Origin of the sequence: Sutterella parvirubra YIT 11816 (assembly GCF_000250875.1) — a bacterium.
Taxonomy (GTDB): Bacteria; Pseudomonadota; Gammaproteobacteria; order Burkholderiales; family Burkholderiaceae_F; genus Sutterella; species Sutterella parvirubra.
Map to the genome: position 1 here is coordinate 43,266 of NZ_JH605018.1, position 14,946 is coordinate 58,211.

At 65.0% G+C, this 14,946-nt stretch carries 11 protein-coding genes; 6 read left to right on the plus strand and 5 right to left on the minus strand.

The genetic code is table 11. From position 1 onward, the window contains the following. Positions 1–61: 61 nt before the first annotated feature. Together HMPREF9440_RS09835 and HMPREF9440_RS09840 are read right to left on the minus strand one after the other, a co-directional pair. A complete protein-coding gene (locus HMPREF9440_RS09835; RefSeq protein WP_008543838.1) occupies positions 62–1,672 on the minus strand; it encodes a gamma-glutamyltransferase family protein in 1,611 nt (536 codons plus the stop codon). A gap of 33 nt (positions 1,673–1,705) precedes the next feature. Beyond that, complete coding sequence (locus HMPREF9440_RS09840; protein WP_008543839.1) at positions 1,706–2,890, minus strand: hypothetical protein; 1,185 nt, start codon at positions 2,888–2,890, stop codon at positions 1,706–1,708. 462 nt (positions 2,891–3,352) lie between these two features. On the opposite strand from HMPREF9440_RS09840, the gene HMPREF9440_RS09845 reads away from it, so the two are divergent. The 4 genes from HMPREF9440_RS09845 to HMPREF9440_RS09860 all read left to right on the plus strand — a co-directional run bounded on the left by HMPREF9440_RS09845 (position 3,353) and on the right by HMPREF9440_RS09860 (position 6,447). Continuing rightward, positions 3,353–3,811 (plus strand): phosphate-starvation-inducible PsiE family protein, encoded by a 459-nt coding sequence (locus tag HMPREF9440_RS09845; RefSeq protein WP_008543840.1) that lies wholly within the window; start codon positions 3,353–3,355, stop codon positions 3,809–3,811. Positions 3,812–3,993: 182 nt separating this feature from the next. Continuing rightward, the gene (locus HMPREF9440_RS09850) at positions 3,994–4,755 is read left to right on the plus strand and encodes a basic amino acid ABC transporter substrate-binding protein (protein WP_008543841.1); all 762 of its coding nucleotides are present in this window, start codon (positions 3,994–3,996) and stop codon (positions 4,753–4,755) included. A 172-nt stretch (positions 4,756–4,927) separates the two neighbouring features. Beyond that, the gene (locus HMPREF9440_RS09855) at positions 4,928–5,683 is read left to right on the plus strand and encodes an amino acid ABC transporter permease (RefSeq protein WP_008543842.1); all 756 of its coding nucleotides are present in this window, start codon (positions 4,928–4,930) and stop codon (positions 5,681–5,683) included. Positions 5,684–5,700: 17 nt separating this feature from the next. After that, entirely contained in the window at positions 5,701–6,447 is a 747-nt protein-coding gene (locus HMPREF9440_RS09860; RefSeq protein WP_008543843.1) for an amino acid ABC transporter ATP-binding protein, read from the plus strand. A gap of 421 nt (positions 6,448–6,868) precedes the next feature. On the opposite strand, the gene HMPREF9440_RS09865 is transcribed toward HMPREF9440_RS09860, so the two are convergent. Next, positions 6,869–10,099 carry an Rne/Rng family ribonuclease gene (locus tag HMPREF9440_RS09865; RefSeq protein WP_008543846.1) on the minus strand — a complete coding sequence of 1,077 codons (3,231 nt, stop codon included), beginning with the start codon at positions 10,097–10,099 and terminating at the stop codon, positions 6,869–6,871. A gap of 1,135 nt (positions 10,100–11,234) precedes the next feature. Here HMPREF9440_RS09865 and HMPREF9440_RS09875 point away from each other — a divergent pair. Together HMPREF9440_RS09875 and HMPREF9440_RS09880 are read left to right on the plus strand one after the other, a co-directional pair. Next, on the plus strand, positions 11,235–12,260 hold the full coding sequence (locus HMPREF9440_RS09875) for an RluA family pseudouridine synthase (protein ID WP_008543849.1): 1,026 nt from the start codon (positions 11,235–11,237) through the stop codon (positions 12,258–12,260). Further along, positions 12,257–12,916, plus strand: coding sequence for an HAD-IA family hydrolase (locus HMPREF9440_RS09880; protein ID WP_008543851.1), 660 nt, complete (start codon positions 12,257–12,259; stop codon positions 12,914–12,916). The genes HMPREF9440_RS09875 and HMPREF9440_RS09880 overlap by 4 nt, the downstream gene beginning before the upstream one ends. 135 nt (positions 12,917–13,051) lie before the next feature. On the opposite strand, the gene HMPREF9440_RS09885 is transcribed toward HMPREF9440_RS09880, so the two are convergent. Together HMPREF9440_RS09885 and HMPREF9440_RS09890 are read right to left on the minus strand one after the other, a co-directional pair. After that, positions 13,052–14,107 (minus strand): type II asparaginase, encoded by a 1,056-nt coding sequence (locus HMPREF9440_RS09885; RefSeq protein WP_008543853.1) that lies wholly within the window; start codon positions 14,105–14,107, stop codon positions 13,052–13,054. Between the two features lie 274 nt (positions 14,108–14,381). Then, positions 14,382–14,946, minus strand: a 565-nt coding sequence (locus tag HMPREF9440_RS09890; protein WP_050816200.1) for an MFS transporter, incomplete at its 5' end; no start/stop codon positions are given.

Below are 14,946 nucleotides of genomic sequence, written 5' to 3' on the forward strand. Positions count from 1 at the left end.
GGCGGGCGCGAAAGGATCGGTTGATCCTCAGTTTATCGCGGGTTCACGTGGCGGTTGGGGATCAGTAGCAGCTGATCTGACCGTCGGTGCGCTTTTCGGTGGCGCCGCAAAGGACGCCATTCTTGTCGCGCAGGATCATCTGGCCGCGCCCCATGTGGTAGGGGTCGGGCTGAACGATGATGTTGTGACCGCGACGCTGCAGCAGACGCACGAGGTGGTTCGGCGTGTCCTGCTCCACTTCGACGTTTTTGCCGCCCACCCACTGCCAACGCGGGGCGTCGAGCGCCTGCTGCGGATTGAGGTGCCAATCGATCATGTTCTGCACGACCTGCACGTGCGCCTGCGGCTGCATCCAGCCGCCCATGATCCCGAAGGGACCGACGGCGTCGCCGTCCTTCGTGAGGAACGCGGGGATGATCGTGTGGTAGGGGCGCTTGCCGCCTTCCAAGGCGTTGACGTGGTTCGGGTCGAACTTGAAGTTTTCCGCGCGGTCGTTCAAAGAGATCGACGTACCCGGCACGACGATGCCGGAGCCGAAGCCGCGGAAGTTCGACTGAATCATCGAGACCATGTTGCCTTCGCCGTCGGCGCAGCAGAAGTAGACGGTCGAGGGCGTGCCCGGGTCGCCCGCCGCCGGCATGATCGCTTCGGTGCCGATCAAGGCGCGGCGCTTCGCCGCATAGTCTTCCGAGAGGAGCTGCTCCACGGTCACCTTCATCGCGGAGGGTTCGGCGACGTGCATCGCCGTGTCGACCATCGCGAGCTTCATCGCTTCGATCTGGCGGTGGAGCGTTTCGACGTCGTCGCGGGCGCCGAATTCAAAGCCCTTCAGGATCTGGAGCGCCATCAGCACCGTGATGCCGTGCCCGTTGGGCGGGAGCTCCCACACGTCGTAGCCGTGGTAGTTGACCGAGATCGGGTCGACCCATTCGGGCTTGTAGGCGGCGAGGTCGTCCCCCGTGAGGAACCCGTTGTGCTTCTTGAAGAAGTCGTCCATGCGGCCGGCGAGTTCACCCTTGTAGAAGGCTTCGCCGCGGGTTTCGGCGATCAAGCGCAGCGACTTCGCAATGTCGGGGTTCCTGAACATTTCGCCCGGACGGTACCAGCCGTCCGCCTTCGCGAACGTGTCGAACCAGCCCTGGAATTCGGGGCGGTCGCGGTACTTGCCGTAGATCGTCCAGGCTTCTTCCCAGAGACGCGAGATGTTGGGGGAGACGGGGAAGCCGTTTTCGGCATACGAAATGGCCGGAGCAAGGACGTCCTTGAATTCCATGCGCCCGAAGCGCTCATGCATCGCGACCCAGCCGGCCACCGCACCCGGAACGTCGATCGGCTCGACGCCGTAGGACGGGATCTTCTCGTGGCCGCGCGCCTTCAAGGCGTCGATCGTGAGCGCCTTCGGCGCCGGGCCAGAGCCGTTGATGCCGTAGAGCTTGCCCTTGTACCAGATGATGGCGAAGCAGTCGGCGCCGAGGCCGTTCCCGGTCGGTTCCGACACGGGGAGCGTCGCCGCCACCGTGACGGCCGCGTCGACCGCGTTCCCGCCCTTCATCAGGGTCTGAAGACCCGCGGCGGTCGCCGTGGGGTTCCCCGCGCAGACCATGCCGTTCTTGGCATAGACCACGTGGCGCTTGGAAGGATACGGATAGTCCTGTGCGTCAAAGGTGTACATGGTGTGTTCGTCCTTTTCGAGCAGAAGTCAGTGTCAGAGAAGCTTTTCGAAGAAGCCCGCGGAGATGACCGAGAGCGACGTGACCGTGGCGAAGCCGCCGATCAGGTACTTCGCCATCAGGCGGTCGGTGATCGCCTTCCTTTCGGCCTCGGTCTCACCCGCGGCGCCGGCGACCTCGTTGACGACGAGGTACGTGGCGGGGAAGCCCAAAAGCTGACAGCAGGCGACGCCCATGGCGACGTTGCGAGAGCCGAGGATCTTCCAGCAGGGAAGCACGTAGAAGAAGAGGAAGAGGACGGCGAACGTGATCACGAACATGATGACCAAGGCGATGCCGAGCGTCACGAGGTCGCCCGCCTTGATGTTGGCAAGCGACGGGATGATCGTCGCGAAGACGGCGACGTTGAAGATCCCCGAGCTGTTGGCGTGCTTGAGGATGTTCCCCGGCACGTAGCCCGTAGCCGAAACGACCGTACCGAGAATGAGCGCCCAAATCGTGCCGGAGACGCCCGTCCACTTCCCGAGCATGAACGCGATCCACGCGAAGAAGGCCGTGATCGCGAGCGAGGCGAACTGGCCGTAGTAGCGCTTGTGGCGCTCCCAGAAGAGGAGCTTCTTTTCCTCTTCGGGCTTCGCGGCTTCTTCGCCGCCCGCCGCGGCCGCGGCGGCGCCGTTCCTGCGCATTTCCTCGACGATCAGCTTCGCTTCGCGCATCCCGAAGTAGGAGGCGACGGGCGTCCCGAAGAACTTCTGCACCGCAAAGACGATCGTCCCCAGGGCCGCGGCCATCTGGAAGCCCTGCTCCATCGCCGCGCTCGTCATGATCTGCGTCGCGACGATGCCGCCGTTCAGGATCGGCACGCTCACGATGGTTTCTTCATAGCCGATGATCGGAATCAAGGCCAAACCCGCGATCATCACGACGATCATCGAGAGGATGGCGGTCGCGAGCGAGCGCCATTCGGCGATGAACTGCTTCAGGTTGATCGTCGTCCCCATCGAGAAGACGATGAAGATGACGCCCCAGCGGCCGAGTTCGGTGAGCCCCGCCTGCTTGATGATGTCGGGCGGAATCACCTTCATCATGAAGAAGATCAGAAAGAGCCCGAGGCTCACGAAGACGGCGGAAACCTTCGCTTTGGTCGCGACGCCCAGAATGTCCCCGATGCCGAAAAAGAGCAGGCTCAGGAACAGGTAGAAGAACATGTTGTCGAACATCGTGCGCGCCGCTTCCCCGTCGTCCCCGGCTTTCCGCGGCGTCCCGTTTTGGTTGGTCTTATAGGTCTTGTGATCGAATCCGGGCGGTGCGGTCGGGAGAGTCGTCCGACCGGAGGGGCCGCGCTTCGGGGGAAGCGCGGTCCGCACGGACCCTTCAGACGAATCTATCCGTGAAATTCCGCCGGAGCCAGCTTATTTCGACCAAGACGCCGAGGACCCCGATTAGGACAGAAGTCCAGGGGCGTTTTGCCTAGGGAGTGCTCCTGAGTTCGTCTTGAATAAACCTATTGTTACGGAGAGACCGATTGTTGACGTCAATCGTCCGGTTATGATGCGGGTTCGGGATCCCCTCTTCCCGTAAGGATCTTCCGTCGGAATGCCCGTCGGACTTCCCCCGAAGCGCTTCCCCTCCGGAAGCGGCGAACCCCCTTCACCTTTTTGAATTCCTTCCCGCAGACGCTCATGGAGACGCCCGCAATGACCCCGTTCCCGAACGACCAAAAGAGCCCCGACGAGCTTCACCCGAAGCTCACGGCCGCCGCGCGGCCCGTCGCCGCGCTCCTCACCTACGGTCAGGCCGCCGCACTGATCGCAATCGCCCTGGCCGCCTTGGCCGGGATCGGTTTGGCCGTCGCTGAGATGGTCGCCTCCCGCTCCGCGGGCCTGGCCGAGCTGCTCCTTCTCTTTCTCTACGTCGAGATCCTCTCGATGGTGAAGTGCTCGGCTTTGGGCACGCGTGAGATTCCGATCCACACCCCGATCATGCTCGCCGTCGTCGCCGTCGCCCGATACATCGTCGTCGACGTGGAGCACATCGAGGGGAGCTTCCTCGTCATGGCCTCCGGCGCCATCCTGATTCTGGTCTGCGCCCTCTGGGTGATCGGCCGGGTGAGAGCGGCCAAAGACAACCAAAGTCATTGATTTGTCGACAAATCTCCGGCCATTCAGGAAAAAACCCTAAAACGGCCCGGTCTCCGACAAAAGTCGGGGCCGGGCCGTTGGCATTTGCGCGCGCGACGGTTCAAAATAGCCCCCAACTCACGGCCGGGCCGACGACTCCGCGCCCGCCCGCACACCAAACGAAGAGAAAGAGGACCCCCGTCATGAAATTCAAATCGCTTCTCGCCGCCGCGATCGTCGCCGGCGCCTTCGCTTCCACGCTCGCCCAGGCCGCCGAATACGTGGTCGGCACGGGTGCCACCTACCGTCCCTTCGAATACGAAACCCCGAACAAGGAACTCGTGGGCTTCGACGTCGACCTGATGAAGGAAATCGCCAAGGCGGGCGGCTTCGAAGTGAAGTTCATCAACACGCCCTGGGACGGCATCTTCGCCGCTTTGAACAACGGCGACCGCGACATCATCATGTCCGGCATCACGATCACGGAAAAGCGCAAGGAAGTCGTCGACTTCGCGCGTCCCTACTTCCTCGCCCACCAGCTGATCCTCACGAACAAGAGCCTCAAGATTGAAAAGCTGGCCGACCTTGAAGGGAAGCTGATTGCGGTCGTCAACGCGAGCGCGGGCGACATCGCCGCCTCGAAGGCCTTCGGGAAGTCCTCCCCCAACATCCGCCGCTTCGACAACACCCCGCTCGCGCTTGAAGAGCTCAACAACGGCGGCGTCGACGCGATGATCGGCGACGTGGGCGTGCTCCAGTACTACGCGAAGCAGAACCCCGAAAAGCAGTTCAACCAGTGCCGCGACCCGGGCTTTGAAGAGCAGTACTTCGGCATCGGCATCCGCAAGGGCAACAAGGAAGTCCTGGACGCCGTGAACAAGGGCCTGGAAGCCGCGATCGCTTCGGGCGCCTACAACGAGGTCTACAAGAAGTGGTTCGGCACGGACGCCCCGAAGCTTCCGTAATCCCGACCATTAAAGGCGCTGAGAAGGCATAATTCAGCCCCGGCGCCGAAACGCTGAGCCCAAGGGGCGACGACCGGATCGAACCGGCGCCGCCCCTTTGCGGTACTTTGACGGACCGCTTTTCGCCCCCGGCAACGACCCCCATTCACCCCCTTTCTCCCGGAGATTCTCCATGTTCGGATTCCGCTCCGACGTCATTCTCGAATACTGGCCGCTCTTCATGAACGGCGCCGTCACGACGATCAAGATCACCGTGATCTGCGTCTTCCTCGGCATCATCCTCGGGACGCTCCTCGGCATGGGGCGCCTCGCCTCCGCCCGCACCCCGGCCGTGAACCAGCTCCTGCACTACGGCGTGCGCTGGCCGATCGCCGTCTACGTGAGCTTCTTCCGCGGAACCCCGCTCTTCGTGCAGATCTTCCTCATGCACTTCGCGGTGCTGCCGCTCTTCATCCATCCGGTCGACGGCCTCCTGATCGATGGGCCCCTCGCGCGTGAGATCCGCGCGAACTACGGCGCGGTGCTGGCCGGCATCTGCGCGATCACACTGAACGCCGGCGCCTACATGTCGGAAGTCTTCCGCGCGGGCATTCAGTCCCTCGACAAGGGCCAGATGGAAAGTGCGAGGAGCCTCGGCATGAGCTACGGCCAGGCGATGCGCCACATCATCCTCCCGCAGGCCTTCCGCCGCATGCTCCCCGCGCTCGGCAACAACGCGATCGCGATTCTGAAGGACAGCTCGCTCGTCTCCGCCATCGGCTTGGCGGAGCTCGCCTACGCCGCGCGCACGGTCGCCGGGGCGTCCGCGCGCTACTGGGAACCCTACATCACGATTTCCTGCGTCTACTGGGTGATGACGCTCCTCCTCGCCTGGGGGATCCGCCGTCTTGAAGCCCATCTCGGCAAGGGCGACGAAGGCATCAAGTAACGCGAGGAAGAAAAGAAATGACTGAACAGAACACGCAGCCCATCGTGGAGATCCGCCGTCTGCGGAAGGTTTTCGGCGACCACGTCGTGCTGGAGAACATCGACTTCGAAGTGCACCCCGGCGAAAAGGTCGTGGTGTTGGGGCCTTCGGGCTCGGGGAAGAGCACGATGCTTCGCTGCATCAACGCGCTGGAGACCGTCACCGACGGCCAGATCATCGTGAACGGCTTTGAGGTGACGAGCCCGAAGGTGAACTTGAACAAGCTCCGCGAACACCTCGGCATGGTCTTCCAGCGCTTCAACCTGTGGCCGCACAAGACCGTGTTGGAGAACGTGATGTTGGCGCCCCAGATCGTCCTGGGGCAGTCGAAGGAAGCGACCCGCGCCCGCGCGCTGGAGCTTCTTGAAACCGTGGGCCTGGCCGACAAGGCCGACGCCTACCCGGCGAGCCTCTCGGGCGGTCAGCAGCAGCGCGTCGCGATCGCGCGCGCCTTGGCGATGGAACCCAAGGTCATGCTCTTTGACGAACCGACCTCGGCCTTGGACCCCGAACTCGTGGGTGAGGTGCTCTCGGTGATGACGAAGCTCGCCAAGAGCGGCATGACGATGATCGTCGTCACGCACGAAATCGGGTTCGCCCGCGAAGTCGCCGACCGCGTCGTCTTCATGGACGGCGGGAAGATCGTCGAACAGGGACGCCCGGACGAGATTCTCGTCAACCCGAAAGAAGAGCGCACGAAGACCTTCCTCGCGCGCGTGCTCTGATGCGTGGAGGCCCCAAGGGCCTCTCACGGCAGAGCAGAAAGGCCGTCGTTTCCGGAGAGGAATCGGCGGCCTTTGCTTTGTCCGTTGTTCCGTTTGTCCGACCCCGGCACGGCGGAAGGGAGGCCGGTCCGGGAAAGCGGAACGAGGCACGTGCGGCCCTGGGAAGCGTAGGAGAGGCGTGGGAAAAGCCCGGCGAGCGTCTGAAGGGGTGGAGGTTGGCCCGTACCCTCCGGCGCCCTCCCTTGCGCTCACAGGCGCCCACATGAGCACCGGGTGGGAGGACGTGAGGGCCTCCCCTTCGGAGCGCCTCACGCCGGGCCGCAACCCCGCGGAAGCCGTCCTACACGCAGTGCACGGTTGAGAAAAAGCCCGCCTCGGGGCGGACCCGGGCGGGCTTTCTTCGCGTCAGCGACGCAGGCCGTTATTCGGTCTTGGTGTGGACCTGAACGAGCGGACCTTCCTCGGCCTCAGTCGCACGGGCGGCGACGGGACGGCCGGGGTAGCGGACCGGCTCATAGGAGACCGGCTGAATGAGCTCGGGGCGGGTGTGGACCTGCTCCAGAGCGCCTTCTTCCTCGACGGCGCGCTTTTCGGTGACGCGGCCCTCGTACTTCACGACTTCATAGCCGCGGAAGGTGACGAGTTCGGGCTTGGTGTGCACCTGAACGAGACCGGCGGCGGCGAGGTTCGCTTCGAGACCGGCACCGACGTCGCCCTGAGCGGGGACGACGGCAGGGGCTGCTTCGACCGCTTCGACCGCTTCCACCACTTCGACGGCTTCAACGACTTCCACCGTTTCCACGGCTTCAGCGGCGGGTTCCTCGGCCTTCACCGTTTCGACCTGTTCGAGCTGCTCCGCGGGAGCCTCGACGGCTTCGGCGGGAGCGGCCTCAACAGGCTCAACCTTCTCGGCTTCGACCGGCGCTTCCGCGGAGGCTTCCTCCGTCTTCACGGGTTCGGCGGCACGCGTTTCGATCTGCACGAGGGGCTCTTCGGCCGGGGCTTCAGCAGCTTCGGCGGGCGCTTCAGCCTGCTCGGCCTGCTTGGCCTCTTCAGCCTCCTGACCCTCGGCGCCTTCCTGCGCGGTCTTCGAGCGGCGACGGCGGCGCGGACGACGGCGGCGGGCGCCTTCCTGAGCTTCGCCTTCGGCGGCTTCAGGAGCTTCGGCGGCTTCGCCTTCGGCCTTCTCTTCAGCCTTCTCTTCAGTCTTTTCTTCCGCAGGGGCTTCCGCAGCGGCTTCGGCCGGAGCCTCCGCCTTCACTTCGGCTTCCACGGGCGCGGCTTCAGGAGCCTTTTCAGCTTCCGCGGCTTCGGGCTGAGCGGCTTCTTCCGACTTCACCTCAGCGGCGACCTGGGCTTCCTCCGTACCTTCCGCGGCCGAACGACGGCGGCGGCGCGGACGGCGGCGCTTTTCTTCGCGCGGAGCTTCCCCGGCGGCCGCATCCTGCGCGGGCGCCTGGGCGGCTTCCTCAGCCTTCGCCTCGACGGCGGCTTCGGCAGTGACGGCCTCTTCGGCCTTCACCTCGGCCGGCGCATCCTCACGGCGCGTGCGGCGGGTGCGCTCGCGGCGGGGCTTCGCGGCCTTCTCTTCCTGAGCGGGCTTTTCAGCCTTGTCCGTCTTTTCGGCCTTGTCGGCCTTCTCGGCACGGTCCGTACGTTCGGAACGGTCCGTACGGTCGCTGCGGTCCGAACGACGGCGGTCGCCTCGACGGCCGCCGCGGCGGCCGCGGCGGTCGCCTTCACGCTTCTTGTCCTTCGCCTCGTCCTTCTTCTCGTCCTTGGCGTCGGCCTTCGGCTCTTCCTTCTTCTCGTCGCCGCCGAAGAGGAAGGAGAAGATGCGCGAGAAGAAGCCTTTCTGCGGCGTCACGGGTTCCATGGCGGCCGGGCGGTTTTCCTTCGCCTCCGTCTTCTCTTCTTCCTTCTTCACCGGGTGCACGGGCGCGGGATCGCGCGGGAGCACGTTCTTGATGACCGGGACCTGCTTCGTGCGCGCGGGCTTGTCTTCCTGGCCCTTCTTCGCGTACGGATCGTCCGCCTTCGTTTCAATTTCCTCAGCGCGCGCGAAGCTCGGCTGTTCGTCGTCCAGGCGTTCGTCGTCCTGACGGAGGCGTTCGATGTGGTAGTGGGGCGTGACGAGGCTCGTGTTCGGGATCAGCACGACCGGCACGCGGTGGCGCGCTTCGAGCTTCGTGATGTCGTTGCGCTTTTCGTTCAGAAGGAACGTCGCCACGTCGACCGGCACCTGCGCGTGCACCGCGCCGGTCCCTTCCTTCATCGCCTCTTCCTGGAGGATGCGCAGCACCTGGAGCGCGCAGCTCTCGGTGTCGCGGATCACGCCGACGCCGTTGCAGCGCGGGCAGGTGACGTGGTTGCCTTCGGAGAGCGACGGGCGCAGACGCTGGCGGGAGAGTTCCATCAGGCCGAAGCGGCTGATCTTCGCGGTCTGCACGCGGGCGCGGTCGTAGCGGATGGCGTCCTTCAGGCGCTGCTCGACGGCGCGCTGGTTCTTCGGGTCCGCCATGTCGATGAAGTCGATGACGATGAGCCCACCCAAGTCGCGAAGACGCATCTGGCGGGCCACTTCGTCGGCGGCTTCGCAGTTCGTGCGGAAGGCCGTCTCTTCGATGTCGGCGCCGCGGGTCGCACGCGCCGAGTTGACGTCGATGGCGACCAGCGCTTCGGTGTGGTCGATCACGATGGCGCCGCCCGAGGGAAGAGGCACCGTGCGGCTGTAGGCCGTTTCGATCTGCTGCTCGACCTGGAAGCGCGTGAAGAGCGGGATGTCGTCGTTGTAGCGCTTGACGCGGTTCACCATGTCGGGCATGACGTGCGCCATGAACTGGCGGGCCTGCTCGTAGATTTCGTCCGTATCGACGAGGATTTCGCCGATTTCGGGCTGGAAGTAGTCGCGGATCGCACGCACGACCAGGTTCGACTCTTCAACGATGAGGAACGGGGCCGGGTTGATGCGCTTCAGGGGCTTGCCGTTCACGATCGACTCGGTCACGGCGGTCACCTTGCGGCGGCCGTTTTCTTCCTTGACGAGCTCGTACTGGGGCTCGGCCGCGTCGGCGATCGCTTCCCAAAGCTTCAGAAGGTAGTTCAAGTCCCACTGGAGCTCTTCGGTCGTGCGGCCGATGCCGGCGGTGCGGGCGATGGTCGACATGCCGCGGGGCACGTCGAGGCGGTCCATCGCTTCGCGGAGTTCCTGACGTTCTTCGCCTTCGATGCGGCGGGAGACGCCGCCCGCGCGCGGGTTGTTCGGCATCAGAACGAGGTAGCGCCCCGCGAGGCTGATGAAGGTCGTCAAGGCCGCGCCCTTGTTGCCGCGCTCTTCCTTTTCGACCTGAACGATAAGTTCCTGGCCTTCCGTGATCGCGTCGCGGATCGTCGCGGTGCGCACGTCGATGTCGGCCTTGAAGTACTGACGGGAGATTTCCTTGAAGGGGAGGAAGCCGTGGCGGTCTTCGCCGTAGTTGACGAAGCAGGCTTCCAAGGAGGGCTCGATGCGGGTGACGACGCCCTTGTAGATGTTGGACTTCCGGGCTTCGCGGCCGGCCGTCTCAATGTCGATGTCGATCAGCTTCTGGCCGTCGACGATGCCCACACGGGTTTCTTCCGCGTGCGTGGCGTTGAAAAGCATGCGCTTCATGTCGGCATTACTCCTGTGAGCCGCCCTTTTGTCGACGCGGGCGGAGTACGTGCCGCAGAAGTGGGTTCCTCGCCTCCTCGGGCGACGGTGCGCGGTTCGGGTCCCCCTTCGGGGTCCCGCGCGCTTTCAGACCGTCCTTCAAAGCAAGACGCAATCGGGGCTGTGTCGGCCGCGGCGCTACCTTGACGGGCGCCGCCGCACGTGGGGAGAGTCTCAAACCGCCCGGGTACCCCGTGCGTGGCTCCATCCCTCACAACCTCCGCATTTCTCCGCGCGCCGCGCGGAGAAAGTCTGCCGAGCCGATAAGCCTCCCGGACGCGGACGGGGCGGGCGGGAGCGCCTGCGCGCAGGCGATGTCGACCGCCCGACGTCCTCCCGGTCTTCCGTTCATCTCGAACGGAACGCGTTGGAGGCGCACGCACGGGGTGCCGGGGAGCGTCATTGAAGCGGCGGATGCGCCTCGCTGAAGGGAATTGCGGAGCGGAAAGTTCCGGAGGGCGTCCTCTCGGGGACGGACTCAACCCTTGAGCGGCGGCCTCATGAGGCCTGTCACCGCGGGGAGCCCACCGCACCCGAAAAAACGTCCGGCGCCTTCCGCTCAACGCCCCCTCGGGGCGGCCGCCGCGCTTCTCCCGACCCCGAACGTCTTTCGCGCTCGCCCCGCCATCGGCTCGAAGCCTTCTCGGGCGGGGGTCGTCGACGTCGGTGGCGCATGGATGCGCGCCGCACTCCCTTCCCTCACCGTCCTCTCGACCCGGGGTCGCTGACAGCCTTCGGAAGGGCGAACGAAAAACCAGTTGTCCTCTGCGGCCCGACGGTCCGGACTGCCGGCCGGTCCGTCGGACGCGCGCCGCATGCCGGAACCTCGGGGCGAAGGCCGGAGGTGCCGGAGGCTCCTCGGAGCCGCCCGGCCGCTCCCGCGACCGCCACGCCGTGGGTCCCCGCGGCGCGAATGAAAAAACACCCGAAGCCCGCCCCTCTCGGGGCCGGCTCCGGACGAACAAAACCTTTCCGATTCATGAGAAAATGCGCTCGCGGCGCCCCTTTGGGGTACCGTCCCGCCGTGATTCCCGCGAATCTTCCTCAGTCCGCCTCCCCTCACGGGAAGCGCTCTGAGAAGCCAAAAGTATAAACGATGTTCGGGTCCGCCAAAGAGAATATTGAACCGATCGCGTCCGCCGCACTCACCGAGCTTTCGCCCGACCGCGTCACCTTCGTCGCGATCGGCCCGGACGCCGAAGGGCAGCGTCTCGACAACTTCCTTTTCAAAAAAGCCAAGGGCGTCCCGAAGGGACACGTCTACCGCGTGATCCGCGCGGGCGAAGTGCGCGTCTCGAAAAAGCGCGCCAAAGCGGAAACGAAGCTCGCCCTGGGCGACGTCGTCCGCATCCCTCCGATGAGGACCGCGCCTGCCGCCCAAAAGGGCACGGCTCCGGCGGCGCCGATCGCCGAGGGGCAGCTCCCCGTCCTCTTTGAAGACCAGCATCTCATCGTCGTCTTGAAGCCCGCCGGCATGGCCTCCCACGGAGGCTCGGGGATCGCGCACGGCCTGATCGAACGCCTGCGCGCGACGCGGCCCGCGGAAACGATGCTCGAACTCTGCCACCGCCTCGACAAGGAGACGAGCGGCGCGATCATCATCGCCAAGACGAGAAAGGCCCTCGTGCGCATGCACGACCTCATGAAGAACGGTGGGGTCGAAAAGCACTACCGCGCCTTGATGAAGGGTGACTGGCCGAACGACCGTCAGCACGTGAAGGCGCCGCTGACCCGATACCTGCTCCCCTCCGGCGAGCGGCGCGTCAAGGTGGATCCCGTCGAAGGGATGAGCGCGCACTCGATCTTCACGAATCTGGGCCGCTTCGGCGCCGCGACCTTGGTCGACGTCGAACTCAAGACCGGCCGCACCCACCAGATCCGCGTTCACGCCGCGCACTTGGGTCACCCGCTCGTGGGCGACGACAAGTACGGCGACTTCGACTTCAACAAGGAAGCCGTCAAGGGCGTCTTGGGCACGCCCTTCAGGCGGATGTTTCTCCACGCCTTCAGGCTCAGGCTTCAACACCCCGTCACGGGCGAGGCGCTCGATATCGAAGCGCCTCTGCCGGACGAATGCGTGCGCCTTCTCGCCGCGCTCGAACCCCAGAGGAAAAAGAAGTGATCGAACACTCCAAGTACGATGCCGTCGTCTTTGATTGGGACGGCACCATGATGGACACCACGGCGCTGATCGTCAAAAGCATCCAACACGCCGCGCGCGAGATGGGCATCCCCGTCCCCTCGGACGAAGTGGCCTCGAGCATCATCGGACTCGATTGGCGCAACGCCCTGCGCATCGCCGTCCCCGACCTCCCGATGGAGCGCGCGATGGAGTTCGGCGAACACTACCAGGCGCACTACGTCCCGAACGAAAAGCGCGTCTTTCTCTTCCCCGGGATGGCCGAACTCGCGAAGGAACTCAAGGCCTCCGGCGTCGCCGTCGCGGTCGCGACGGGAAAGAGCCGCAGGGGTTTGAACCGCATCCTGGAGACGACGGGCCTCACCGACCTCTTCGTCACGACGAAGACCGCGGACGAATGCACGCCGAAGCCCCACCCCGAGATGCTCGAAGAGATCTCGATCGAGACCGGGGTCGACAAGTCCCGCATGGTGATGGTGGGAGACACGACGCACGACCTCTTCATGGCGAAGAAGTTCGGTTGCGACGGCATCGGCATGACCTGGGGCGCGATGCGCGCCGAAGAGCTCCTCAAGGCCGAACCGGTCGCCTTGGTGAAGAACGCGGAGGAACTCCGCAGGCTTCTCGGGGGTGAGTGAGACCGAAGGCCTTGCGTACGCCCGCTCCTGAAGCACGAAGGCGCCGCGAACCTGAGGGGTTGCGGCGCCTTGTCGCATGTGCCGTATGCGCTCTGTGAGCAGGGTGCGGGCCGTGCCCGCACCCTGCCTACATGATCAGTACTCGTTGAAGATGCGCTGGATTTCCTTGATGTCCTGCGTCTTCGTCAAAGCGAGCTGGAGGAGCAGACGCGCCTTCTTGGGGTTGAGGTTGCCCGACGAGATGAAGCCCTTCTTGATCGCGTCCGGGCGCAGCACGCATTCGCCCGTCGGGACGTGCTCGGAGAGGACCACGGGGAAGCCCTTCGCCATCATCGGTTCATAGAACGCTTCCTGGCCGTTCGGGATGGAGCAGTTCCCCATCGAAGCCGAGACTAGCCCCTTCGCGCCCGCCTTGACGGCGGCTTCCGCGAGCTTCGCGTCGTCGCCCGCCACCGCGTAGATGATGTCGACGCGCGGGAGTTCGGTCATGCCGGTCACGTCGAATTCGGACTTCGTCGTGTGGCGGCGGGTCGTCGTGCGGTAGAAGACGGGCTCGGCCTGGCTCATGACGCCCAACCACCCGTATTCGGGCGCGCGGAAGGTGTCGACGTTCGAGGTGTTGAACTTCGTCGTCTCACGCGCGGCGCCGATGCGGTTGTTCATGATGATGGTGACGCCCTGACCCTTCATCTTGGGCGAGGCCGCGGCCTGCACGGCTTCGAGGAGATTCATCGGGCCGTCGGCGGAGATGGCGGTCGCCGGGCGCATCGCGCCCACGAGGACGACGGGCTTGTCGCTCTTGACCGTGAGGTTCAGGAAGTACGCCGTCTCTTCAATCGAGTCCGTCCCGTGCGTGATCACCACGCCGTCCACCTTCGGGTCGGCGAGGAGTTCGTTCACGCGGTTGGCGAGCTTCAGACGGATTTCCGTCGTGACGTTGTTGGACGAGATCGAGACGACCTGTTCGCCCGAGACTTCCGCGTAGTCCTTCATCTGGGGGACGGCGTCGATCAACGTCTGGATCCCGATCGCGCCGGCCTTGTAGCCCGTCGTGTCGGTCGCCTTCGCGGCCGACCCGGCGATGGTGCCGCCCGTGGCGAGGATCTTCACGGACGGGAGCGCCATCGCGGAGCCCGCGAACGTCATGGCCGCGACGGCGGAGAGCGCGAGAAGTGTCTTCCGAAGCTTCATGGTTGGTCCTTCTTCGGTAGGGACGGCCGCGGGCGTCGGGCGCCGCAGCCGCGGAGGATGAGGAGTGTGAGTGGTCGTGGTCCGCGCAGGAGAACGGGCGCGGACTACGACAAACACCTTGGATGCGGACGGTAGCAAAGAGGAGCGCAGAACGCCCATTCGGGATTACGAGGGGCGCTTCGGATGACCCGGAAATTCGGCCTCCATAGGGATAGAGCGGCAGCTGACGTCATCACAGCCTGCCGCTCTTCGTAGGTTCGGGAGCCTTGAAAACTCACTCGGCGTCGACCGCCGCCTCCCGGCGGCGCTTCACCACGATCCAAAGCAACCCCGTGAGCACCGCCGCCCCCGCCATCACCGCGCTGTAGCGCCAGGCTTCGCCCAGCACGATCGGGACCAGCACCGCGGACGCCACCGCAAAGCCCATCGTCTGGAAGAACTGCTGGATCGAAGCCGCCATCCCGCGGTTCTTCGGGAAGTAGTCGAGGTTCATCACGTTCATGACGGGGCGCACGACCGCCATGTTGAAGTGGTAGATCATCGGGCAGACGAGAAGCCACGGATACCCGGGGGCACCCTCCCAGTCGAGCGCGATCCCGACCAAGCCCGCCGCCGTCATGACGGAGATGCTCCATGCGAGAAGCGGCCAAGGCCCCAAGCGTCGCAGGAGCCTCGGGCCCGCCCAACCGCCCAGCATCGTGCAGACGATGAGCGGGACCACCAACCAGCCGAAGTCGTCCACGCCCATCCCCATGATGTTGATCACGAAGTCGGCGGCGCCCGCCGAGTAGACGATCCCGCCCATGAAGGTGAAGCCGTGCCCGATCACGCCCGCCATG